The following is a 22,863-nucleotide window of genomic DNA, read 5'->3' as shown; positions in this document are numbered from 1 at the left end:
TCACCTTGAATGCGTGCTATACGTCCAGGTTCTCTACTTTTAACGCATTCGCTTCAATGAACTCTCTGCGCGGCTCAACCTGGTCGCCCATAAGCGTGGTAAAGAGCTGGTCGCAGGCAATGGCATCTTCAATCGTCACCTGCAGCATCCGACGGCTGCCTGGGTCCATAGTGGTTTCCCACAGCTGCTCCGGGTTCATCTCACCCAGCCCTTTATAGCGCTGAATATACTGACCCCGTTTCGCTTCGTGCATCAGCCACTCCAGCGCTTCCTTAAACGACGTCACCGGCTGCTTACGCTCATTACGCTGAACAAAGGCGTCGTTATCCATCATGTTGTTAATGGCGTGATTCAGCTCTTTCAGGCGCTGATATTCAGTCGATTCGATGAAGTCACGGTTCAGTGAGTATTCGTAGTCGATACCGTGCATACGCATGATGATCGTTATATAGAACTCGCTGAGCTCATCATCCCGGCGAATTTCATGACGGTAGGTCGCGCCATCATTTTCTTTTTCCGTCAACTGCGCTACAAACCGTTCCGCGATCCCGTCCAGCGTCGTCTCGTCTTTGAGGTCCGCCAGATCGATGGTTGGAGTATAAATCATCCGGTAAAGAATAGCGGCAGGCATCACCCGGCGCATTCTGCCTATCATTTTCTCTACGGTCTGGTACTGCTTAATTAAACTTTCCAGCCCCACGCCGCTGATACCCGGATCATCATCACTGGTATGCAGTGAAGCACCGTCCAGGGCAATTGAGGTCAGGTAATTCGTCAGCGCATCGTCGTCTTTCAGGTATTGCTCCTGCTTACCTTTCTTCACTTTATACAGTGGCGGCTGCGCAATATAGACATAGCCCCGCTCGATAATTTCCGGCATTTGACGGTAGAAGAACGTCAGCAGCAGCGTACGAATGTGCGAGCCATCGACGTCCGCATCCGTCATAATAATGATGCTGTGATAACGCAGCTTCTCAGGGTTGTATTCATCACGGCCGATGCCACAGCCCAGCGCTGTAATCAATGTTGCCACTTCCTGAGATGACAGCATTTTGTCGAAACGGGCTTTTTCTACGTTCAGGATTTTTCCCTTCAACGGCAGAATAGCCTGATTCTTACGGTTTCTGCCCTGCTTCGCTGACCCGCCAGCGGAGTCACCCTCCACTATATACAGTTCGCTCATTGCAGGATCTTTTTCCTGACAATCCGCTAGTTTGCCCGGCAGACCGGCTAAATCCAGCGCACCTTTGCGTCGCGTCATCTCACGAGCTTTACGAGCGGCATCACGAGCTCGTGCCGCATCGATAATTTTCGAGGCAATCACTTTACTCTCGCTGGGGTTTTCCAGCAGGAACTCTGACAGCTTTTCGTTCATGGCTGACTCAACCGCAGGACGCACTTCTGAGGAAACCAGCTTGTCTTTAGTTTGCGATGAGAACTTGGGATCAGGCACTTTTACCGATACGACTGCGGTGAGGCCTTCGCGGGCATCATCACCAGTTGCATTCGTCTTGGCTTTCTTATTCAGCCCTTCCGATTCCATATAGTTATTCAGCGTACGGGTAAGTGCGCCACGGAAACCAGCCAGGTGAGTACCGCCGTCCCGCTGAGGAATATTGTTGGTAAAGCAGAAAATGCTTTCCTGGAAACTGTCGTTCCACTGCATGGCGACTTCTACCGAGATGCCATCTTCACGCTCTGAGCTGAAGTGGAAAACCGATTGGTGTACCGGAGTTTTCTTCTGGTTGAGGTACTCAACAAATGCGCGGATACCGCCTTCATATTTGAACAGGTCTTCTTTGTCATCACGCTCATCTCTAAGGCGAATAGATACCCCAGAGTTCAGGAATGACAACTCACGAAGACGCTTGGCCAGAATATCGTAATGAAATTCTGTGTTAGTGAAGGTTTCATGGCTTGGCCAAAAGCGCAGTGCCGTGCCGGTCTTGTCGGTTTCACCGATGGCTTCCAGCGGTGCTTGCGGCACACCATGTTGATATTCTTGTTCATAGGTTTTGCCACCACGACGGATACGCAGTCTCAATTTACTGGAGAGTGCGTTTACCACCGAGACGCCTACCCCATGTAGACCGCCTGATACTTTATAAGAATTGTCATCAAACTTACCGCCGGCATGAAGCACGGTCATGATAACCTCTGCCGCTGACACCCCTTCCTCTTCGTGTAATTCGGTCGGGATCCCACGACCGTCATCTGAGACAGAAACAGAGCCGTCGATATGGATCTGAACGAGAATTTCTGAACAGTGACCGGCGAGGGCTTCATCAATGGAGTTATCGACGACTTCGAATACCATGTGGTGTAAACCTGTGCCGTCGTCGGTATCACCGATATACATGCCCGGCCGCTTCCTCACGGCATCCAGACCTTTCAGTACCTTAATACTGGATGAGTCGTAGTTATTCTGCTCTGACATACTGGCTTTTACTCCTCTGTCACGTGTCCATGTTCCACGTGAAACATTCTTTTATCGTTGTATTTATTTATAAAATTGAGTTGCGACCGCTCAATGGCGGTAACGAAAACTTGGGTATCCATGTCCAGCAACCCATCAATAAAGCGTTCACGCTTGTCGATATCTAATTCTGCGCCGACATCGTCCAGCAGAAAAATACTTTTCTTCGCTGTTAAGTCACTAAATAATGCCGTTTGTGCCAACTGGAGGGCCGCTACAGCCATTCTCAGCTGTCCTCGCGATAAGATCTCCTGGGCATTAGCCCCATTCAATTTAAAGCGAATATCGGCTTTATGGGGCCCCACAGACGTATGCCCTATTTTACCATCATACTCCGCCTTTTTAACCAAGCTTCCTGATAAAGTCGCATCTTTTTCCCACCCCTTGTAGTAACTCACTGTCACGGTAAACTCAGGCAAAAAGCCTGCAAGAAATTGCTCAAAGATAGGCGTGAGCTTGTCCACATAAACTTGCCGTTTTGCCGTGATGTGGTTCGCTACGGTATCAAACTGGCTCTCCCAGTATTGATGCTCGGGCGCTGCCAAATTGGCCTGCTGTTTCAGTAACGCATTACGGTGACGCAGCAATTTTTGGTATTGCTGCGACAGCAAATGGAAGTCATGTTCCACGTGGAACAACCCCCAATCACAGAAGCGACGTCGTTCAGACGGCGACCCTAATATGAGGTCGGTACTCTGTGGTGTGAATAGTTGGATGGGGATTTTACTGACCAGATCAGACAGCCGGGTAGAGTGCGTGCCATCGATACTACAGGTAAACTCATCATGGCGGTTACGTTCTAATCCCACCTTGATTTCCGTCCCCTGCTCATCCACACAGCGTGCAAATACACTGAACCCCTGTTGCTCGTGGGCAATCACCGACTGGTGCTTCTTAGTGCGAAAGGAACGACCGTAACCAAGATAATACAGGCCTTCCAACAGTGACGACTTGCCACTGCCATTCACCCCGGAAACCACCGTGAGTCTGGGAGATGGACGCAGTGTGACCTGGGAAATATTACGAAAATTGGTAAGCTGGACTTCGTCCAGTTTCATACTGATAACCTAAGGGATGTAACGTGGCAGTTCAGGCAGCCCTGTACTGACCACGCCATTAATAGAGGTAAGACTGGCAGCCATTAAAGCCGCATGGGCATAATGACATACAGGGCAGCATCGTCAGTCGCGTCTTCAATCAACGCACTGGCGTTGGAGTCAGACAGACTGATTTTCACTTGATCAGACACCAGTGCATTGAGAACATCAATGAGATACGCCACGTTGAAGCCGATTTCTAAGTCTTCGCCCTGGTAGTCAACGTCAACAATCTCTTCAGCTTCTTCCTGTTCCGGGTTATTGGCTGTGATCTTTAATTCACCAGAAGACAGGTTCAACCGGACACCGCGAAATTTCTCGTTAGATAAAATAGCGGCGCGAGAGAATGCATCTTTTAAAACGGCTTTACTGGCCAGAATTGTTTTATCACCGTCTTTCGGCAGGACCCGGCGATAGTCAGGAAAACGGCCGTCTACCAGCTTACTGGTAAAGATGAATTCACTGGAAAATAACCGTAAATGATTAGCCCCTAGCTGGATCTTAATGAGTTTGTCGTCCTCGCCAATCAGGCGAGAAATTTCCAGCACACCTTTGCGCGGGATTATCACCTGGCGGCCAGGTAAGGCATCATTATATTCCAGCCGGCATAAGGCGAGCCGGTGTCCATCGGTGGCTACCGTGCGAATGATATTCTCTTCAGTTTCCAGCGACATACCATTGAGATAATAACGGACGTCCTGTTGGGCCATTGAGAAGTGGGTACTGTCGATAAGACGCTTTAAGTCGCTGCAGGAAATCTCAAACTCGACTTCCCCTTCCCAGTCTTCCAGATTGGGGTAATCATTGGCCGAAAGCGTAGATAAGGTATAGCGTCCACGTCCGGCGCGAATGAGAGCTTTATTACCATCCAGCGAGAAAGAAATATCGGTACCATCCGAAATGCCGCGAATAATGTCGAACAGCTTTTTGGCCGGAACGGTAATTTCCCCTTCCTCATATTCGCCTTCTAACTTAACGTTAGAAATAAGCTCGACTTCTAAATCTGTACCTGTCAGCCAGAGTGCGTCTTCACTCACTTTTATTAATACATTGGAAAGTATTGGCAATGTATGGCGGCGCTCTACGGCACCAGACACAAGTTGTAACGGCTGTAAAAAGTTTTCGCGGCTAATGGTAAATTTCATGAGTGCTCAATCTCGCCTCGGTCGTTAAGAAGACAATGTCCGTATGAGGTTCTTATAGTCCTCTTTTATATCATGACTTTCTTCTCTAAGCTGATCTATTTTTCTGCACGCATGCAGTACCGTAGTATGGTCCCGGCCTCCGAACGCATTCCCTAATTCAGGCAAGCTGTGATTGGTCAATTCCTTGGCCAATGCCATGGCGACCTGACGCGGACGGGCCACGCTGCGGCTGCGGCGTTTTGACAGTATGTCAGAGACCTTGATTTTATAATAGTCAGCGACCGTTTTCTGTATATTATCTACCGTGACGAGTTTTTCCTGCAGCGCGAGCAAATCGCGAAGCGCTTCACGCACGAAGTCAATCGTAATAGGCCGGCCCGTAAAGTTTGCATTGGCGATGACACGGTTAAGCGCGCCTTCTAATTCACGAACATTGGAGCGTAACCGTTTAGCAATGAAGAACGCCACTTCATTCGGCAAATGGATGCGGTTCTCGGCCGCCTTACGCATTAAAATCGCTACCCGGGTTTCCAGCTCTGGCGGTTCGATGGCAATCGTCAGGCCCCAGCCGAAACGGGATTTCAGCCGGTCCTCTACCCCGTCGATTTCCTTAGGGTAACGGTCAGACGTCAGTATGATTTGCTGATTACCTTCCAGCAGCGCATTAAAGGTATGGAAAAATTCTTCCTGTGAGCGCTCTTTGTTGGCGAAGAACTGAATATCATCTATTAACAGCGCATCCACTGACCGGTAGAACCGCTTGAAGTCTTCAATAGCATTATTTTGCAACGCTTTTACCATGTCCTGCACAAAGCGTTCTGAATGCATATAAACAATTTTGGCATTCGGACGATTATCCATAATGCCGTTGCCCACCGCATGCAATAAGTGGGTTTTACCTAAACCGGTGCCCCCGTAGATAAACAACGGGTTATACGAGCCGCCCGGATTATTGGCGACCTGAGTCGCTGCGGCGCGGGCCAGTTGGTTCGACTTACCTTCAACAAAATTCTCAAACTGATATGTGGGGTTAATATTGCTCTTATGCTTTACCCCTTCCGGAATAGGAATAACATTTGGCTTACTGGTTTGCACCGGTGATACGGGTGCGCGCTGCTCACCATTATGATTGTGCCCGGACCCATGCGCTGGCGTACGCGAATGATTCGGCCTGGAAGAAGACTGTAAGTTATCGGCAGCAGTCTGAAATGCGTCCATTGACGATGATGACGGTGGTTGCCGGTTTGTAGATTGACGCGGTGCCGCCGGCGCAGGTGATGACACCGGCGCTTTACTCATGACTTCCAGCCTGAGTTCAGGGGCGTGGCCATTCGCAAACTCGCCGAACAGTTCCGTGATCTTGTCGCGATATTTATCGCGCACCCAATCAAGAATGAATCGATTGGGGGCAAAGAGGGTAACAACCTGCTCGTCTTCGTCTGACGTTAGCGGCCTTATCCACATGCTAAATTGTTGCGTGGGCAATTCCTGGCGCAATCTCTCCAGACATAAATTCCAAAGTGACATGGTGTAACCTAGCTCCGAGTTACGCTGGATGGCCATCATTGCTATAAGTGAAGACAAGAAAACGCCTGTCCAGCGCGAGAGGCCAGACCGGTGCAATGAGGGTATCAGCGAGAAATTTTGTTGTCGTTTTTTTATCGCTGTGGATTATCTTACGTTATCAACAGAATGTAAATCTTGATCTTTCACGATCTTTAAGATCTAGATAATAAACCATTGATTTTAATTAACTATTCTTTTGCTTACTGATGATCGCGATCGCGATAATCAAAACCACTGTATTGATGATCAGCCGCGTCGATCGTGTAAAATTTACTTGCGATCTGACGTTTCCCCTGCTACCTCTGTGGATAACCTTGCGATTAGTTAACAGTTATTCACATATTTCAAGACAATCAGAAAATTTTTTTGCGAAATTTTAGTGGCACTTCACCCTGGCGGTGAAAAAAACGCCCATTTGTGCGTTAAAAGCCGGATTATTGATTGACACCAAGCCCCGAGATCTCTAGAATTCAGCGTCCTTTTTGGATGGCAGGTAGCCATTGACCAGCGAGTTGTCGAACAGACAACAGACTGACAATGTAAACCCCGCCTTCGTTTAACTAAATAAGTGAGACTTTGGTCATGAAAAGAACATTTCAACCGAGCAACTTAAAGCGCAAGCGTTCTCACGGTTTCCGTGCTCGTATGGCGACCAAAAATGGTCGTAAAGTACTGGCAGCTCGCCGTGCTAAAGGTCGCGCTCGCCTTTCAGCTTAATTGTACGATCCCAAAGTGGGCGAAAATCAGTTTTCCAGGGAGTTACGTCTGTTAACTCCCTCCCACTTTACCTACGTCTTTAATGACGCCATTCCTGCGGTATCTCCTGCTTTTACTATTCTTGCCCGTCACAACAGTGAACCGGCGCCAAGACTAGGCATCACACTCTCCAAAAAACGTATTCGAAAAGCGGTTCAACGTAACCGTATAAAGCGTTTAATTCGAGAAAGTTTCCGTCATAAAAAGCATGCTTTGCCGTGCGTGGACATTATCGTTGTAGGTAAATCGGGTGCCGATGGCATGAGTAACGAGGAAATTTACGCGCAACTGGATAAGTTATGGCGAAAATTAACCAAGCGCTGCAACGCTGCCTGATAGCGGTACCTTTACTGCTGATAAAATGTTATCAGTGGTGCCTGTCTCCTATGCTGGGCCAACGTTGCCGGTTCCATCCCTCGTGTTCTTTTTACGCCATTGAAGCATTAAAAACACACGGATTGGTATTTGGCGGTTGGTTATCCCTTAAACGCATATTAAAATGCCACCCTTTGCACGCCGGTGGTTACGACCCGGTACCTGAAAAACAACAAGATAAACACTCAAAATAAAGAGACCTCTATGGAATCGCAACGTAGTTTTCTGATCATCGGCCTCGCCCTGATTAGCTTTTTACTCTGGCAGCAGTGGCATAAGGACTATGGTCCTCAGCCTGCAGAACCTGCAGCCACAGAACAAGCCCAGCAGTCACAGGGTGTGCCTTCATTTGATGATGGCCAGTCAGGTGATACCGACATTCCGCAAAGCAGCGCCGATGTGCCCGCCTCTGAGACACCTCAGTTGAGCAGCCAGTCAGCCACTGCCGCCACGCGATCCATAGCGGTTACCACAGATACGCTGGACTTACGTATTGACCTGCTTGGCGGTGATGTCGTTAGCGCCGATCTGTTGCAGTACCCGGTCACTCAGGGTGCCGAAGAGCCCTACAGCCTGTTGCGTGCCAGTCAGGGACTGTACGTAGCGCAAAGTGGGCTGATTGGTGCTAACGGCCCCGATGCAAACAGCAGCGGCCGCCCGGTGTACAACGCCGAACAGACCGAATACCAGTTAACCGGTGACACGCTGGCCGTGCCACTGACCTGGCGTAACAACGAAGGCTTGCAGGTCACCAAGACATTTCACTTTACCCGCGGCAGCCATCAGGTCAATGTGACCTATACGGTGGCCAATAACACCGCCCAAACCGCTACAGTACAGCCATACGGTCAACTGAAGCAGACCATGCAGTACGAAGACGACAGTAATATGTTTATGCCTACGTACCGCGGCGCGGCCTACTCCACCGAAGACGATCGTTACGAAAAGTACTCTTTTGGTGATATTGAAGACGGTAAATTGCGCATCACCACGCCTGCTGGCTGGGTAGCCATGCTGGAGCACTATTTTGTGTCTGCCTGGGTACCGCCGCAGGATCAATCCAATACGCTGTACAGCCGGAATCTGCGCGACCAGTTTGCTGTTATCGGCTATCTTGGGGCACCACTGCAAATTGCAAGTGGTGACACTGGCACCGCAACCAGCACCCTGTACATGGGTCCGAAGAACCAGGAAGTACTGGCTGAGTTAGCTCACGGTCTCGACTTAACAGTGGATTACGGCATCCTTTGGTGGCTGTCCCAGCTGTTATTCTCATTGCTGATGTTCCTCCACGGCCTGGTGGGTAACTGGGGTGTGGCCATCATCCTGATTACGATCATCGTGAAAGGGGCCATGTATCCGCTGACCAAGAAGCAGTACGAGTCAATGGCCCGACTGCGGAATCTGGCGCCGAAGATGCAGCAACTGAAAGACCGGTTTGGCGACGACAAGCAGAAAATGTCGCAGGCGATGATGGAGTTGTACCGTAAGGAAAAAGTGAACCCGATGGGTGGCTGTCTGCCATTGTTACTGCAGATGCCAATTTTCCTGGCGTTGTACTGGGTGCTGATGGAAAGTGTAGAATTACGTCACGCCGACTTCGCGCTGTGGATCACTGACCTGTCGGTGAAAGACCCGTACTTTGTGTTGCCGGTACTGACCGGTGCCAGCATGTACCTGTTGCAGAAGCTGCAGCCCACCACCATTACCGATCCTATGCAGCAGAAAATTATGCAGTGGATGCCGGTCATGATGAGTGTGTTCTTCCTGTGGTTCCCTGCCGGGTTGGTACTATACTGGTTAATCAGTAACGTCATCACCCTCATCCAGGCGAAGATGATTTACGCCTCCATGGAAAAACGGGGCATCAAAACCAGCTAATTAATATGAACCAACACAGCCCGCCGACGCGGGCTGTTTTGTCTAACAGAGGACTAACACGTGCCATCATTTGACGTAGTATCAGAAATTAATATGGAAGAAGTGCGCAACGCCACTGAAAACGCCAGTCGCGAACTGACCACCCGTTTTGACTTCCGGAATGTTGACGCCAGTTTTGAGTACAAAGAAAAAACCGTGGTGATGAAAGCGGAAGCCGACTTCCAGTTACAGCAAATGGAATCCATGTTCCGTTCCGCCTGTGCCAAACGCAATCTGGATACCTCGGCGATGGACGTTAAGCCATACGACCATACCGGTAAAACTTATCGTCAGACCATTGCGTTTAAAGAAGGCATTGAACAGCCTGTGGCCAAGAAAATCGTCAAGCTGATTAAAGACGAAAAAATGAAAGTGCAGACCGCCATTCAGGGCGACGAACTGCGTATCACGGGTAAAAAGCGCGATGACTTACAGTCCGCTATGAGCCTGATCAAGCAAGCCGACTTAGGTCAGCCGTTCCAGTTTAAGAATTTCCGCGACTAATACCATTATGACTGACGCATTCAGCAATCAGGAAACCATTACTGCCCAGGCCACCGCACCGGGTCGTGGCGGCGTGGGCATTGTACGGGTATCCGGTCCGGCTGCCAGCCACGTTGCCAGCGCGCTGGTAAAGCAAACCCTGCCCCCGCGACAGGCTGTGTACACGCCCTTTTATGACGCCCAGGGTCAGGTGATTGACCAGGGTATTGCGCTGTTTTTTGCCGGGCCCAATTCTTTTACCGGTGAAGATGTCCTGGAATTGCAGGGTCATGGCGGCCAAATGGTAATGGACATGATGCTGGATGCTGTCCTGGCCACCGGCAAGGCCCGTCTGGCACGCCCGGGGGAATTCAGTGAGCAGGCATTTCTTAACGACAAACTGGATCTGGCTCAGGCCGAAGCCATCGCCGATCTGATTGATGCGTCGTCGAAACAAGCGGCACGCAGTGCACTGCGCTCGTTGCAGGGTGAATTTTCCGCCCAGATACAGCACCTGTCAGAGCAGATTATTCATTTACGCATGTACGTGGAAGCAGCGATCGATTTTCCGGAAGAGGAAATTGATTTTCTGTCTGATGGCAAGGTGGCGGGCGATCTGGACACCATCGTGTCTTCTCTTGCACGGGTGGCCGATCAGGCCAAACAAGGCAGTTTACTACGTGACGGTATGCAAGTAGTCATAGCCGGGCGACCTAATGCCGGTAAATCCTCGCTGCTGAATGCGCTGGCGGGCCGGGACAGCGCCATTGTGACTGAAATTGCCGGGACTACCCGGGATGTCCTAAAAGAACATATCCACATTAACGGTATGCCCGTGCATATCATCGATACTGCCGGCCTGCGCGAGAGCCCGGATAAAGTCGAGCAAATAGGGATTGAGCGTGCCTGGCAGGCCATTAATGACGCCGACCGGGTGTTATTTGTGGTCGACAGCACCGAGACCGATGTCATTGATCCCTATGAAATCTGGCCGGAGTTTATGCAACGCCTGCCCGCGGGGATCCCCACCACAGTGGTGCGCAATAAAGTCGATTTATCCGCCGCCAGTGTCTCTGAGCAACAGGTGGATACCGCCCACGGTCCGGTAACGGTCATCAACTTATCTGCCCGCTCCGGCGATGGTGTGGCGCTACTGCGCGAGCATCTGGCCGCCACTATGGGACTGGATACCACCACTGAAGGGCAGTTTATCGCGCGCCGCCGGCATTTAGATGCCCTCGCCCTGGCTACCGAACACGTCCATCGCGGTCACCAGCAGCTGCATGACAGCATGGCCGGTGAACTGCTGGCTGAAGAGCTGCGACTGGCTCATCAGGCACTGTGTGAAATCACCGGCGAATTTACGTCGGACGATTTACTGGGCAAAATCTTTTCGTCTTTCTGTATCGGTAAATAACCTATGTCACAACATTTTACGATCCTTGTGGGTTCCGTGTTAGGCGCGGCAGAATATGTGGCTGATGCTTTGTCAGACACCCTCAAAGCCAAGCAGCACGAAGTCAGTATTCAGCTGGATCCTGACCTTGAAGCCATCGACCAGGACAGCACCTGGATCATCTGCACATCTACTCACGGCGCCGGCGATCTGCCAGACAATATTCAGCCATTCGCCGCCCAGCTGGAAGGTCAGGACTTGTCAGCGGTGAACGCTTATATCATTGGTCTGGGTGACAGCAGCTACGACACCTTTTGTCATGGCGCTATGACGATGGAAAAGCTCCTCACCGCAGCCAACGCCACGATCCTGGCGGAACCGTTTCACATCGATGTGTTAAACCACCCTATTCCTGAAGACGAAGCCGTGGCCTGGCTCGATCGCACAGTTACGGTGTAATCATGGCACTGAACGATGCCGAATTGTATGCACTGCGTCAGCCGTTATCCAATGATGCGCGGGTGCTGTATTGCCTGGGGTTGCGGCCTGACGCAGTAGTCAGCACCGCCAGTAGCTCGCCCCTGCAATACAAGGCATTGCTTACGCTGTTAAATGGCGATCAGCCTGAATCAACCTATACCCGTGGCCGGCAGGTGAACAGTTTACTACGCCAGCTGGAACAGCAGGGACTGGTGGCGTTGCCTGAGGCCTACACCTATGAGCAGTCACTCAACGGCGTGGCGGTGTTATTACCATTGATTGCCGCCGAGCAGGACGCATTTGCCCATCTGCATCATCAGCACCAGCCCATGCAGGTAAACTGGCGGCCAGATGACGCCCTGTTCGCTGAAATGTGTGCCTTGCTGGGACTTATCGATCTGGACTATGACGAAGACGACATTGGCGAATTCGTGGCATACTGGCTGGGCCGGCCCGCCTCTGTTTTCAGTCACTTCCAGTGGACACAGAAGTTCGCCTACAGCCTGAAACGTAAGCGGCTGGCCACCGGTCAATTGCAAACCCGCAAGGTCGGTACCCAGCAAGTCAAGGTTGCGCCCGGCATTGAAGCAGATGATAATGCCCGCAAACTGGTAGAAAAATACGCCACTAAGAAGAAGCCGTAACCGCTATGGATTCATTCAAAGACAAAATCGCTAATCTGGCCCGCTCGATGGGTAAGTCGTTCGATACCCGCCAACCGGTGATCGATTACAAAGACATGCGCAAACACTATGAGCGTCAGGCCAATGAAGAAGTGCGTCAGATCCAGCAACGTGCTAAGAAACAGCGCGTAGAAGCTATTCACGGCCGTTCTGATCTTAATCCCAAGTGGACCTTCGCCAACCTGGTGGAAGACAGCGACGATGTGATTGAGGCGGTCTCCATTGCCCAGTCATTTATCGCCGCGCATGATGATCCCGCCTGGCGTCAGAGTGGTTCGCATATGATGCTGTTCTACGGGGATTATGGCCGCGGTAAATCTCATATTGCCGGTGCCATCGCCCATCAACTCATCGATCAGTATGAAATTTCTGTACTCTACCGTCAGCTGTCGACATTACAGGAGATGCGTTACTCCTCTTATGACTTCAACGCCCAGGACAATATTGGTCAGAAGTTTCGTGAGATCAATCAGGAGTTACTGGATGTGGATCTGCTGATCCTCGACGAGGTCTGTGTCAACGAATCAGTGCTGAAGAAAAATACCCAGAGTTGGCTGGGCAACCTGCTGCGCCAGCGGCTGGTGAACAAGAAAAACTGTATCCTCATTACTAACCATAACCTGAATGAGCTGGAACACGCGCTGGGCCGCTACTGCTTTGAGTCTATCCGCGAGTACGACACCTACAAAGTGCGTTTCTCGGGCCCCAGTCGTCGTCAGAGCCTGGGTCAGGATGAAGCTGACGCTCCGGCTACCAGCAGTCGTTATCAGCCTAACCAGGTTCGCTAGCAAGCCTGTCAGTTAAATTACCCCGCTGTTTATTTGTATCTGCGCGCGTCTGTGGAATTTATTAAGCCATAGCGCACAGCACGCGCGTGTATCAGCCTCATTATGCGTAATTGCGCCAGAGACTTTGGCTGTGGCCATTCCCTCAGGTAGCCACGCCATGCGGACATATTCCAATCCAGTCGTCTCAACGCTATCCTCATTGCCCTGTTCAACACCGGGATCCTCTCCTTCCTAAACAGTATTGCGCATTAGATCAGGATACCGACGACTTTGCGTCAGAGGGGTATACGCTGGCTTAATTGACAGAGTATTGGCCGGCGCAGCCGCACGAAAACCGTGGTTTTACACGTTTTGTCACAATAAATATAAAAATATTTACTGTGTGATCAGTTTATTCACAGCACGCTTTATCCCGTGCAGATCAGAATTGCGTCTTATTGTGGAAAAGATCTCATCCACAGTGGGATCGCGATCAAACCCTTATACAGCGGGCTTTTTTTGATCACTATTGCGATCCAGCGAACATCTTATCCCCAACCTGATCACATCATGATCAGCCCTGTGGATAGGATCCTCTGATCCACTGTGTATAAGCTTTGATCTCCAACGGGACAGTTTTTCAGAAGAATCGCGTTGTGGATAAATACACCGGTTATGCACAGGATCACAAGGGGGAAACCGATCCTTAGTTAACAATGTTGTGATCGCTATAACCTGATGGTTTTAATCGGAAAAACAGGCTTATCAACAGATATTGGCGATCTTAATAAATATAAAAATAAAGAGATCTACATAGATCTTAAGATCACTAAAGCGATCCACTTTCTCTTTTCTGCATCTCACTGAAGAATATTTAGCCATTTCCATTAGCGCTCACATCAGCTAAAATACGCGCCCTTTTTCTGACAGCACTGACTGGCCGGAAGAGACTGGATTCATCAGGTTTACGAGGTTTTTCATGTTTTATCAACAAGCGTTCGATGTCATTGTAGTCGGTGGCGGTCATGCCGGTACCGAGGCTGCCTTGGCTTCAGCTCGTATGGGTGTAAACACCCTGCTGCTGACCCATAACATTGAAACCATTGGACAAATGTCCTGTAATCCTGCGATCGGCGGGATCGGCAAAGGTCATCTGGTGAAAGAAATTGATGCCTTGGGCGGTGCTATGGGCCTGGCCACGGATCATGCCGGGATCCAGTTTCGTACCCTGAATTCCAGTAAAGGCCCGGCCGTCCGGGCAACCCGCGCCCAGGCTGATCGCACGCTGTACCGGCATGCCATTCGTAAAACTGTTGAAAGCCAGCCCAACCTGACCCTGTTCCAGCAGAGCGTGGATGATCTGATCGTGGAAAACGATCGCGTCACCGGTGTCGTCACGCAGATGGGCCTTAAATTCAGTGCAAAAACCGTGGTACTCACTGTAGGGACGTTCCTGGGCGGAACGATTCACATTGGGCTTGAAAATTACCGCGGTGGGCGGGCAGGCGATCCGCCGTCTATCGCACTAGCCGACCGCCTGCGGGCCTTGCCCTTCCGGGTCGATCGCCTGAAAACCGGCACCCCTGCCCGGCTTGATGCACGCAGCCTGGACTTCAGCGTCATGCAGGAGCAGCCTGGTGACGATCCAGTGCCGGTCGTGTCGTTCATGGGTGATCGCTCGATGCATCCCCGTCAAATACCGTGTTACATCACCCACACCAACGAAAATACCCACGAGATCATTCGCAGTGGACTAGACCGCTCCCCAATGTACACCGGTCTCATCGAAGGCGTGGGGCCGCGGTATTGCCCCAGTATCGAAGATAAAATTATGCGTTTTGCCGACAAAGGCTCGCATCAGATCTTCGTTGAACCGGAAGGCCTGAACAGCATCGAAGTATATCCGAACGGCATCTCAACCAGCCTGCCCTTTGATGTGCAGATGGCGATGGTCCGGTCGATTCGCGGCTTTGAGAACGCGCACATAGTCCGCCCGGGTTATGCTATTGAATATGATTTCTTCGATCCCCGGGATCTGCGCCAGACGCTGGAGACCAAATTTATCGACGGATTGTTCTTTGCCGGCCAGATTAACGGCACCACCGGCTATGAAGAAGCCGGTGCACAGGGGCTGGTAGCCGGCGCTAACGCGGCTTTGCAGGTACAACAGAAAGATCCGATGATCCTGCGTCGCGACCAGGCTTACATGGGTGTGCTGATCGACGATCTGGCCACCATGGGCACTAAAGAACCTTACCGCATGTTTACTAGCCGGGCCGAATACCGCCTGTTACTGCGTGAAGATAACGCCGACAGCCGGTTAACTGCGCTGGGTCGTGAGATCGGGCTGGTGGACGATGATCGCTGGCAGGCGTTTAATCAGAAGAGGGAACAGGTAGAGCAAGAGCTGGGACGTTTGCGGGCTCAGTATATCCACCCCGAGCATGCTGCCGCGCCACAACTTAATGATATGCTGAAAAATCCGGTCAGCCGGGAACACTCGCTGGAAGAGTTAATCCGGCGTCCGGAAATGACTTACAGCCAGCTAATGGAAATTGAATCGCTGGGTCCGCGCCTGCAGGATCCCATTGCCGCCGAACAGGTCGAAATTCAAATTAAGTACGCTGGCTATATCGCCCGTCAACTGGACGAAATTGCCAAGGCGCAGCGTCATGAAAACACCCTGTTACCCGTGGATTTCGATTTTGCCCAAATCTCTGGCTTGTCAAACGAAGTCGTAGCAAAGCTGTCCGAAGCGCGCCCAGAGACTATTGGCAAAGCGTCACGGATCTCAGGTGTGACGCCGGCGGCTATCTCGCTGTTACTGGTGTATCTGAAAAAACACGGCATGTTACGTAAACATGAAGCGAAAAGTGCGTGAGTGAAATGAATAATGTAAACGCCGGGGAACTGCGAGCCTTACTGGACGACGGTATTGAGAAGCTGGGTCTGTCCGGTATCACCGATAATCAGCGGAGTCAGCTCATTGAGTACGTGCTGCTTATCAACAAATGGAACAAAGCCTACAACCTGACTTCGGTGCGCGAGCCAAAAGACATGGTGGTCAGACACCTGCTCGACTCTCTGGCGGTGAAACCCTTTATTTCCGGGAGTCAGGTGATCGATGTAGGCACCGGGCCGGGCTTGCCGGGTATCCCACTGGCCATAGTACTGCCGGATGTGCAGTTCACCCTGCTGGACAGTCTGGGTAAACGGGTGCGTTTTATGACGCAGTCGCTGTATGCGCTGGGCGTTACCAATGCCACGCCACTGCAGACCCGGGTAGAAAAACATCAACCTGACACTCCCTACGACGGGGTTATCAGTCGCGCCTTTGCCTCGTTAAAAGATATGTTGCACTGGTGCGCGCATCTGGTAGATTCTCAGGGTGAGTTTCTCGCGCTCAAAGGGCAGTTCCCCCAGTCGGAAATAGACGAAGTAAGTGATCACTTTCAGATCACAAAGGTGCACAACCTGACAGTACCGGGCCTCGAAGGCGAGAGACATCTGGTAACGATCACAAAAGCGTAACGGGATTGAAAGTGGCAAAGGTTATTGCGATAGCGAATCAGAAAGGTGGTGTGGGAAAGACCACCACCGCAGTCAACGTGGCCGCCTCCATGGCCGCCACTAAGCGCAAGGTGCTGTTAATCGATTTGGATCCGCAGGGCAACGCCACCATGGGCAGTGGTGTGGACAAGTATGATGTAGATGCTACTGCGTATGAATTACTGATTGAAGAAAAGCCCGCAGACGAAGTGATTGTGCGCAATACGTCGGGCAAATACGATCTCATTGCCGCCAACGGCGATGTTACTGCCGCTGAAATCAAGCTCATGGAGTGTTTTGCCCGTGAGGTTCGATTACGCAATGCGCTAAAGCCCGTCATGAACTATTACGATTTTGTGTTCATCGACTGCCCGCCCTCGCTGAACCAGTTAACGGTTAACGCGCTGGCTGCCGCAGACTCGGTGATGGTGCCGATGCAGTGCGAATATTATGCACTGGAAGGTCTGACGGCATTAATGGACACAATTCAAAAGTTAGCCTCGGTGGTGAATCCAAACCTAACCATAGAAGGCGTTCTCAGAACCATGTATGATCCGCGTAACCGGCTTGCCAATGACGTGTCTGAGCAACTGAAGCGCCACTTCGGTGAGCAGGTTTACCGCACGGTAATCCCACGTAACGTGCGATTGGCCGAAGCGCCCAGTTTCGGCGCGCCGGCAATGTATTATGATAAATCGTCTACTGGTGCCAAAGCCTACCTGGCTCTGGCCGGTGAAATTCTGCGCCGCCGGGATAAATCGGCACAGCCCCCGGCGAAAGCCAGTTAAGCAACACGGGATGGCCGGCAGGAGCCGGCATTTGAGGATACTATGTCAGCGAAAAAAAGAGGCCTGGGGCGCGGTTTAGACGCGTTACTGGCAACCAGCCAGTCTTCTGACCGAGAAAAACAACAGCCACATTCTGATACTTCCCCTCCACAAAGCGAACTCAGTAAGATACCCATTGAGTATCTGGTGCCGGGCAAATATCAGCCCCGTAAGGACATGTCGCCAGATGCCCTGGAAGAGCTGGCCTCGTCGATTCGATCGCAGGGTGTGATTCAGCCCATCGTGGTACGCCAGGTAGATAATCACCGCTATGAAATTATTGCCGGGGAACGTCGCTGGCGCGCCGCGCAACTTGCCCAGCTTGATGAAGTCCCCTGTCTGGTTAAAGACGTGCCGGATGAAGCCGCAGTGGCCATTGCGCTCATTGAGAATATTCAGCGCGAAGATCTTAACGCCATGGAAGAAGCCCAGGCATTAGACCGCCTGATGTCCGACTTCGAGCTGACCCATCAGGAAGTCGCGGAAGCAGTGGGTAAATCCCGTACTACTGTCACCAATTTACTGCGCCTGAATAACCTGAACGATGACGTAAAACTGCTGGTAGAGCACGGCGACATCGAAATGGGCCATGCCCGTGCCTTATTGGCACTCGATGGTGAGGCGCAGTCAGAAGCGGCACAGACTGTTTCAGGTAAAGGGCTGACAGTACGCGATACAGAAAAGCTGGTGCGTAAGTTGTTGGAGCCGGCGAAACCCAAACCGGAAAAAACCATTGACCCGGATGTCAAAAGTCTGATGAACCGTTTGTCTGAAAACCTCGGTGCGCCGGTGAGTATTGATCACAACGCCAAAGGCAAGGGTAAGATGGTAATTAACTTCAATGACCTCGAACAACTCGATGGAATAATATCAAAATTTCAATAGGTTAGGTTGTTTACACCTGGGTGTTCCCCGCCCCTTTTGCAAAGGTCGCAAAGTAACCACTTTCAGGGTAGAATGCTGTCGCAATCCGATAGTTTGCGTGAAAATTTTCAGATTCACTTTCAACACGCGATGTATTGTTGAAAATTATCGGTAAATCAGTATACTTCTGACGCTTTTTGTTGGGTAAGAACAAGCAGGATGTCGCAGTGAGTCGAGACCTGGTGGGTCAGGGCAAGAAAATAGCCAAAAAAGGAATGTTTTTCCAAGGTGTTACGGCACTTATCCTGATTCTGGCTGGCGTGGTCTTCAGTAACGCGCACACTGCCTTATCGCTCGCCTGTGGCGCAGTGGTCAGCATTCTACCCACACTTATATTTGCCGGCTTTGCATTTCGTTACGCCGGTGCCAGACAGAGTAATCTGGTGGCAAGGAGCTTTAGCCAGGGCGCAAAAATAAAACTGGCACTGACAATGATTTTGTTCGTTGTGGCATTTATGGGGTTACAAGCATCTCCCCTGCCGGTAATTATCGGCTACGTCATAACGACGGTCAGCTACTGGCTGGCCTTATTCCGGGACAATACGCAACAATCAGAATAATGACCGCGTACGGCAACACAGGTGCGATAAGAACGGCGTACCTCCCGGGAACTCAACAGATTTTCACACTTTACAATTTGGGTTAAACAATGGCATCTGAATACACTACCTCAGAATACATCAAGCACCACTTGACCAATGCCACCATGTGCTCAACCGACAGCGGTATCGCGTTTAACAAAGCGTGTGCCGATGCAGGTTTCTGGGCATGGCATGTCGACACGCTCGCGTGGTCAGTGGTATTGGGTTTGTTGTTCGTTATTTCTTTCCGCGCTGTCGCCAAGAAAGCCACTACTGGCGTACCTGGCAAGTTTCAGGCGTTCGTTGAGCTGGTCTTAGAGTTTGTTAATGACAACGTGACCAGCACCTACCATGGCAGAAGCGCGTTAATTGCGCCGCTGGCCCTGACGATTTTTGTGTGGGTACTGCTGATGAACCTGATGGATCTGGTGCCGGTTGACTGGTTACCGACCATTGCCGGCCTGATTGGTCAGCATGCGTTCGATATGGACCCCCATGATGTGTATATGAAATCAGTGCCAACTACTGACCTGAATACTACGTTTGCGCTTGCGCTGGGTGTGTTTGTACTGATCCTTTACTACTCAGTGAAAATGAAAGGCTTCGGTGGCTTCACCAAAGAGCTGACCATGCAGCCGTTCAATCACTGGGCGTTTATACCTGTTAACTTTATTCTGGAAACCGTTACCCTGCTGGCGCGTCCGCTGTCACTGGCACTGCGTTTGTTCGGTAACCTGTATGCCAGTGAGCTGATCTTCATCCTGATCGCCACAATTGGCCTGTTCCAGCTGCCTCTGCACTTTGCGTGGGCCGTGTTCCATATTCTGGTTCTGCCGCTACAGGCGTTCATATTCATGATGCTGACCATCGTGTATCTGAGCCTGGCCAGCGAAGACCATTAACCTATTAGGCGTGTAGTAGCCTGGCTGCTACACGCGTAACACGAGTTTTACTTTTAACTTTAACTTTAAATAACTTAAATCGGAGACGTAAATGTTATACATCGCTGCTGCATTACTGATTGGTCTGGGTGCCCTGGGTACCGCTATTGGTTTCGGTCTGCTGGGTGGTAAATTCCTGGAATCTGCTGCTCGTCAACCAGAACTGGCCCCTCAACTGCAAGTTAAAATGTTCATCGTAGCGGGTCTTATCGACGCCATCGCGATGATCGGTGTTGGTATCGCTCTTTACCTTCTGTTCGCTGTTGGTGCTTAATCTTAAACTCAAGTCTATTAGCGAACATTTATGAGGAGGAGCGGTCGTGAATATTAACGCCACTCTTATTGGTCAATCTATCGCATTCATCGTTTTTGTGTGGTTCTGCAAAAAGTATGTATGGCCGCCACTAATGGGTGCGATCGAAGAACGTCAGAAGAAAATAGCCGATGGGCTTGCCGCTTCTGATCGTGCTGAGAAAGACCTTGAGCTAGCTCAGCAGAAAGCGACTGAGCAGTTAAAAGACGCGAAAGCGCAAGCAGCTGAAATTATCGAGCAGGCCAAGAAGCGCGCCAACCAACTGGTTGACGAAGAAACGCAGAAAGGTCATGCCGAGCGTGAAAAAATCATCGCATCTGGTTATGCCGAGATTGAAGCTGAACGCAATCGTGCCAAAGAAGATCTGCGTAAGCAGGTGGCTGCCCTGGCAGTGGCCGGCGCACAACAGATCTTACAACGTGAAATCGATGCACAAGCGCAAAACGACATTGTTGAAAAACTTGTCGCAGAGCTTTAAGAAGGAGATGAGCCATGTCTGAATTGACAACCGTTGCTCGTCCCTACGCTAAAGCTGCTTTCGATTTTGCTGTCGAGCACAACGCCGTAGCCAAATGGCAGGATATGTTGATGTTTACTGCACAAGTGGTTCGCAATGACGACATGCATCAGTTACTGACTGGTGCGGTCGCGTCCGACACACTGGCAGAGATATTCAACAATATCTGCGGTGACCAGCTTGACGAACACGGACAGAACCTGGTGAAGGTTCTGGCTGAAAATAATCGTTTACCAGTATTACCTGAAATTTCCGCTATGTTCGATGCCTTTAAGGCCGAGTACGACAAAGAAGTGGAAGTCGACGTCACGTCAGCCTCAGAACTGACCGCCGCTCAACAAACAGAGCTGGCAACGACACTGGAAAAACGTCTGGCACGTAAAGTGAAGCTTAATTGTAACGTGGACCCTGCCCTGGTCGCCGGTTTAGTAATTAAATCCGGTGATACAGTTATTGATGGTTCCGTGAAGTCGAAATTGAACCGTCTCGCAGACGCGTTGCAAGCATAACGGGGATAAGAGCATGCAACTTAATTCCACTGAAATTGCTGAACTGATCAAGAAAAGAATTGAACAGTTCAATGTTACCAGTGAAGCACGCAATGAAGGCACGATCGTCGCAGTAACCGACGGTATTATCCGCATTCACGGCCTGGCCGATGTAATGCAAGGTGAAATGGTTGAGCTACCTGGTGGTCGCTATGCTATTGCACTGAACCTTGAGCGTGACTCAGTAGGTGCCGTTGTTATGGGACCTTACGCTGACCTACGGGAAGGCGACAAAGTACAATCTACTGGCCGTATCCTGGAAGTTCCTGTTGGCCGCGCCCTGTTGGGTCGTGTAGTTAACACCCTGGGTGAGCCTATTGACGGTAAAGGGTCAATTGACGCAGCCAGCTTTGAACCGGTTGAGAAAATTGCCCCTGGCGTAATCGAACGTCAGTCGGTAGACCAGCCAGTACAAACGGGTTATAAGTCAGTTGATGCCATGATCCCAATCGGTCGTGGACAGCGTGAACTGTTAATCGGTGACCGTCAGACCGGTAAAACTGCCATGGCGATTGATGCGATCATCAACCAGAAAGGCACGGGTATTAAGTGTATCTACGTTGCAGTAGGCCAGAAGGCTTCTACTATTTCTAACGTAGTACGTAAGCTGGAAGAGCACGGCGCCATGGAGCACACCATTGTGGTTGCCGCTTCTGCGTCTGAATCTGCAGCGCTGCAATACCTGGCACCTTACTCTGGTTGTACCATGGGTGAATTCTTCCGTGACCACGGTGAAGATGCTCTGATCGTATACGATGACTTGTCTAAGCAAGCCGTTGCGTATCGTCAGATTTCACTGCTGCTGAAGCGTCCACCAGGTCGTGAAGCATACCCGGGTGACGTATTCTATCTTCACTCACGTCTGCTGGAACGTGCCGCCCGTGTTAACGAGCAGTACGTAGAAAACTTCACCAAAGGTGAAGTGAAAGGCAAAACGGGTTCACTGACGGCATTGCCTATCATTGAAACCCAGGCGGGTGACGTATCTGCATTCGTACCAACCAACGTAATCTCGATTACTGATGGTCAGATCTTCCTGGAAACTGACCTGTTCAACGCCGGTATCCGCCCTGCGGTTAACGCCGGTGTATCAGTATCGCGTGTTGGTGGTTCTGCACAGACGAAAATCATCAAGAAGCTGGGTGGCGGTATTCGTCTGGCCCTGGCTCAGTATCGTGAACTGGCGGCGTTCTCGCAGTTTGCTTCTGACCTTGATGAAGCTACCCGTGAACAGCTTGAGCACGGTGAGCGTGTTACCGAGCTGATGAAACAAAAACAGTATACGCCACTGTCCATTGCCGACATGGGTGTATCCCTGTTCGCGGTAGAGAAAGGTTTCCTGAAAGATGTAGAGCTGAACAAAATCCTGGATTTTGAAGCCTCTCTGCACTCTTACATGAACAGCGAACATGCTGACCTGATGAAGACTATCAACGAAACAGGTAACTACAACGACGAGATTGCATCGAAGTTGAATGACGCTTTAACAAACTTTAAAGCGACACAAACTTGGTAATCA

Annotated in this window: 23 protein-coding genes; 19 read left to right on the top strand and 4 right to left on the bottom strand. The window is 50.8% G+C overall.

The features are described 5' to 3' along the window. Positions 1-16 precede the first annotated feature (16 nt). The 4 genes from gyrB to dnaA form a co-directional block, all read right to left on the bottom strand. Positions 17-2,437, bottom strand: a complete 2,421-nt coding sequence (gene gyrB / locus OCL06_RS03285) for a DNA topoisomerase (ATP-hydrolyzing) subunit B (protein WP_262992304.1) — start codon at positions 2,435-2,437, stop codon at positions 17-19. Between the two features lie 8 nt (positions 2,438-2,445). Beyond that, positions 2,446-3,534: a DNA replication/repair protein RecF gene (gene recF / locus OCL06_RS03280; RefSeq protein WP_262992303.1), complete on the bottom strand. Its 1,089-nt coding sequence runs from the start codon at positions 3,532-3,534 to the stop codon at positions 2,446-2,448. An 83-nt stretch (positions 3,535-3,617) separates the two neighbouring features. Next, positions 3,618-4,718, bottom strand: coding sequence for a DNA polymerase III subunit beta (gene dnaN, locus OCL06_RS03275; RefSeq protein WP_262992302.1), 1,101 nt, complete (start codon positions 4,716-4,718; stop codon positions 3,618-3,620). A 24-nt stretch (positions 4,719-4,742) separates the two neighbouring features. Further along, positions 4,743-6,245 (bottom strand): chromosomal replication initiator protein DnaA, encoded by a 1,503-nt coding sequence (gene dnaA, locus OCL06_RS03270; RefSeq protein ID WP_262992301.1) that lies wholly within the window; start codon positions 6,243-6,245, stop codon positions 4,743-4,745. A gap of 621 nt (positions 6,246-6,866) precedes the next feature. Here dnaA and rpmH point away from each other — a divergent pair. The 19 genes from rpmH to atpA all read left to right on the top strand — a co-directional run bounded on the left by rpmH (position 6,867) and on the right by atpA (position 22,860). Further along, positions 6,867-7,001: a 50S ribosomal protein L34 gene (rpmH, locus tag OCL06_RS03265; RefSeq protein ID WP_014290886.1), complete on the top strand. Its 135-nt coding sequence runs from the start codon at positions 6,867-6,869 to the stop codon at positions 6,999-7,001. Between the two features lie 15 nt (positions 7,002-7,016). After that, positions 7,017-7,376 carry a ribonuclease P protein component gene (rnpA, locus tag OCL06_RS03260; protein ID WP_262992300.1) on the top strand — a complete coding sequence of 120 codons (360 nt, stop codon included), beginning with the start codon at positions 7,017-7,019 and terminating at the stop codon, positions 7,374-7,376. Then, positions 7,340-7,609, top strand: a complete 270-nt coding sequence (yidD, locus tag OCL06_RS03255) for a membrane protein insertion efficiency factor YidD (protein ID WP_373318431.1) — start codon at positions 7,340-7,342, stop codon at positions 7,607-7,609. The genes rnpA and yidD overlap by 37 nt, the downstream gene beginning before the upstream one ends. Before the next feature lie 10 nt (positions 7,610-7,619). After that, positions 7,620-9,296 carry a membrane protein insertase YidC gene (gene yidC, locus OCL06_RS03250; RefSeq protein WP_262992299.1) on the top strand — a complete coding sequence of 559 codons (1,677 nt, stop codon included), beginning with the start codon at positions 7,620-7,622 and terminating at the stop codon, positions 9,294-9,296. A gap of 60 nt (positions 9,297-9,356) precedes the next feature. Then, positions 9,357-9,839, top strand: a complete 483-nt coding sequence (locus OCL06_RS03245) for a YajQ family cyclic di-GMP-binding protein (protein ID WP_262992298.1) — start codon at positions 9,357-9,359, stop codon at positions 9,837-9,839. 7 nt (positions 9,840-9,846) lie between these two features. Beyond that, positions 9,847-11,235 (top strand): tRNA uridine-5-carboxymethylaminomethyl(34) synthesis GTPase MnmE, encoded by a 1,389-nt coding sequence (mnmE, locus tag OCL06_RS03240; protein ID WP_262992297.1) that lies wholly within the window; start codon positions 9,847-9,849, stop codon positions 11,233-11,235. A 3-nt stretch (positions 11,236-11,238) separates the two neighbouring features. After that, a complete protein-coding gene (mioC, locus tag OCL06_RS03235) occupies positions 11,239-11,673 on the top strand; it encodes an FMN-binding protein MioC (RefSeq protein WP_262992296.1) in 435 nt (144 codons plus the stop codon). Positions 11,674-11,675: 2 nt separating this feature from the next. Beyond that, entirely contained in the window at positions 11,676-12,338 is a 663-nt protein-coding gene (locus tag OCL06_RS03230) for a DnaT-like ssDNA-binding domain-containing protein (RefSeq protein WP_262992295.1), read from the top strand. A 5-nt stretch (positions 12,339-12,343) separates the two neighbouring features. Then, positions 12,344-13,165: an ATP-binding protein gene (locus tag OCL06_RS03225; RefSeq protein ID WP_262992294.1), complete on the top strand. Its 822-nt coding sequence runs from the start codon at positions 12,344-12,346 to the stop codon at positions 13,163-13,165. A 958-nt stretch (positions 13,166-14,123) separates the two neighbouring features. After that, positions 14,124-16,025 (top strand): tRNA uridine-5-carboxymethylaminomethyl(34) synthesis enzyme MnmG, encoded by a 1,902-nt coding sequence (gene mnmG / locus OCL06_RS03220; protein WP_262992293.1) that lies wholly within the window; start codon positions 14,124-14,126, stop codon positions 16,023-16,025. A 5-nt stretch (positions 16,026-16,030) separates the two neighbouring features. Next, the gene (gene rsmG / locus OCL06_RS03215) at positions 16,031-16,675 is read left to right on the top strand and encodes a 16S rRNA (guanine(527)-N(7))-methyltransferase RsmG (RefSeq protein ID WP_262992292.1); all 645 of its coding nucleotides are present in this window, start codon (positions 16,031-16,033) and stop codon (positions 16,673-16,675) included. 11 nt (positions 16,676-16,686) lie between these two features. Next, the gene (locus OCL06_RS03210; protein ID WP_262992291.1) at positions 16,687-17,481 is read left to right on the top strand and encodes a ParA family protein; all 795 of its coding nucleotides are present in this window, start codon (positions 16,687-16,689) and stop codon (positions 17,479-17,481) included. Positions 17,482-17,523: 42 nt separating this feature from the next. Then, complete coding sequence (locus OCL06_RS03205; protein WP_262992290.1) at positions 17,524-18,405, top strand: ParB/RepB/Spo0J family partition protein; 882 nt, start codon at positions 17,524-17,526, stop codon at positions 18,403-18,405. 206 nt (positions 18,406-18,611) lie between these two features. Next, the gene (locus OCL06_RS03200; RefSeq protein WP_262992289.1) at positions 18,612-19,004 is read left to right on the top strand and encodes an ATP synthase subunit I; all 393 of its coding nucleotides are present in this window, start codon (positions 18,612-18,614) and stop codon (positions 19,002-19,004) included. Positions 19,005-19,093: 89 nt separating this feature from the next. Next, positions 19,094-19,927 (top strand): F0F1 ATP synthase subunit A, encoded by an 834-nt coding sequence (atpB, locus tag OCL06_RS03195; protein WP_262992288.1) that lies wholly within the window; start codon positions 19,094-19,096, stop codon positions 19,925-19,927. Between the two features lie 91 nt (positions 19,928-20,018). Continuing rightward, positions 20,019-20,240 carry a F0F1 ATP synthase subunit C gene (gene atpE, locus OCL06_RS03190; RefSeq protein ID WP_032095247.1) on the top strand — a complete coding sequence of 74 codons (222 nt, stop codon included), beginning with the start codon at positions 20,019-20,021 and terminating at the stop codon, positions 20,238-20,240. Positions 20,241-20,286: 46 nt separating this feature from the next. Continuing rightward, complete coding sequence (gene atpF / locus OCL06_RS03185; protein WP_262992287.1) at positions 20,287-20,757, top strand: F0F1 ATP synthase subunit B; 471 nt, start codon at positions 20,287-20,289, stop codon at positions 20,755-20,757. Between the two features lie 14 nt (positions 20,758-20,771). Beyond that, complete coding sequence (atpH, locus tag OCL06_RS03180) at positions 20,772-21,305, top strand: F0F1 ATP synthase subunit delta (protein ID WP_262992286.1); 534 nt, start codon at positions 20,772-20,774, stop codon at positions 21,303-21,305. Positions 21,306-21,318: 13 nt separating this feature from the next. Next, entirely contained in the window at positions 21,319-22,860 is a 1,542-nt protein-coding gene (gene atpA / locus OCL06_RS03175; protein WP_262992285.1) for a F0F1 ATP synthase subunit alpha, read from the top strand. Positions 22,861-22,863: the final 3 nt, after the last annotated feature.

It is taken from the genome of Alteromonas salexigens (assembly GCF_025628895.1).
GTDB classification, from domain to species: domain Bacteria; phylum Pseudomonadota; class Gammaproteobacteria; order Enterobacterales; family Alteromonadaceae; genus Alteromonas; species Alteromonas salexigens.
Note: the sequence above shows the minus strand (reverse complement) of the source record. Positions and strands in the feature narration are given on the sequence as shown.

Excerpts from the sequence above, each read along its gene's own strand:
- OCL06_RS03230 (WP_262992295.1), top strand. The coding sequence starts at position 11,676 with ATGGCACTGAACGATGCCGAATTGTATGCACTGCGTCAGCCGTTATCC.
- mioC (WP_262992296.1), top strand. The coding sequence starts at position 11,239 with ATGTCACAACATTTTACGATCCTTGTGGGTTCCGTGTTAGGCGCGGCA.
- atpE (WP_032095247.1), top strand. The coding sequence starts at position 20,019 with ATGTTATACATCGCTGCTGCATTACTGATTGGTCTGGGTGCCCTGGGT.
- rsmG (WP_262992292.1), top strand. The coding sequence starts at position 16,031 with ATGAATAATGTAAACGCCGGGGAACTGCGAGCCTTACTGGACGACGGT.
- atpA (WP_262992285.1), top strand. The coding sequence starts at position 21,319 with ATGCAACTTAATTCCACTGAAATTGCTGAACTGATCAAGAAAAGAATT.
- mnmG (WP_262992293.1), top strand. The coding sequence starts at position 14,124 with ATGTTTTATCAACAAGCGTTCGATGTCATTGTAGTCGGTGGCGGTCAT.
- dnaA (WP_262992301.1), bottom strand. The coding sequence starts at position 6,245 with ATGTCACTTTGGAATTTATGTCTGGAGAGATTGCGCCAGGAATTGCCC.
- rpmH (WP_014290886.1), top strand. The coding sequence starts at position 6,867 with ATGAAAAGAACATTTCAACCGAGCAACTTAAAGCGCAAGCGTTCTCAC.
- mnmE (WP_262992297.1), top strand. The coding sequence starts at position 9,847 with ATGACTGACGCATTCAGCAATCAGGAAACCATTACTGCCCAGGCCACC.
- OCL06_RS03205 (WP_262992290.1), top strand. The coding sequence starts at position 17,524 with ATGTCAGCGAAAAAAAGAGGCCTGGGGCGCGGTTTAGACGCGTTACTG.
- atpB (WP_262992288.1), top strand. The coding sequence starts at position 19,094 with ATGGCATCTGAATACACTACCTCAGAATACATCAAGCACCACTTGACC.
- yidC (WP_262992299.1), top strand. The coding sequence starts at position 7,620 with ATGGAATCGCAACGTAGTTTTCTGATCATCGGCCTCGCCCTGATTAGC.
- recF (WP_262992303.1), bottom strand. The coding sequence starts at position 3,534 with ATGAAACTGGACGAAGTCCAGCTTACCAATTTTCGTAATATTTCCCAG.
- OCL06_RS03225 (WP_262992294.1), top strand. The coding sequence starts at position 12,344 with ATGGATTCATTCAAAGACAAAATCGCTAATCTGGCCCGCTCGATGGGT.
- yidD (WP_373318431.1), top strand. The coding sequence starts at position 7,340 with ATGGCGAAAATTAACCAAGCGCTGCAACGCTGCCTGATAGCGGTACCT.
- dnaN (WP_262992302.1), bottom strand. The coding sequence starts at position 4,718 with ATGAAATTTACCATTAGCCGCGAAAACTTTTTACAGCCGTTACAACTT.
- atpH (WP_262992286.1), top strand. The coding sequence starts at position 20,772 with ATGTCTGAATTGACAACCGTTGCTCGTCCCTACGCTAAAGCTGCTTTC.
- gyrB (WP_262992304.1), bottom strand. The coding sequence starts at position 2,437 with ATGTCAGAGCAGAATAACTACGACTCATCCAGTATTAAGGTACTGAAA.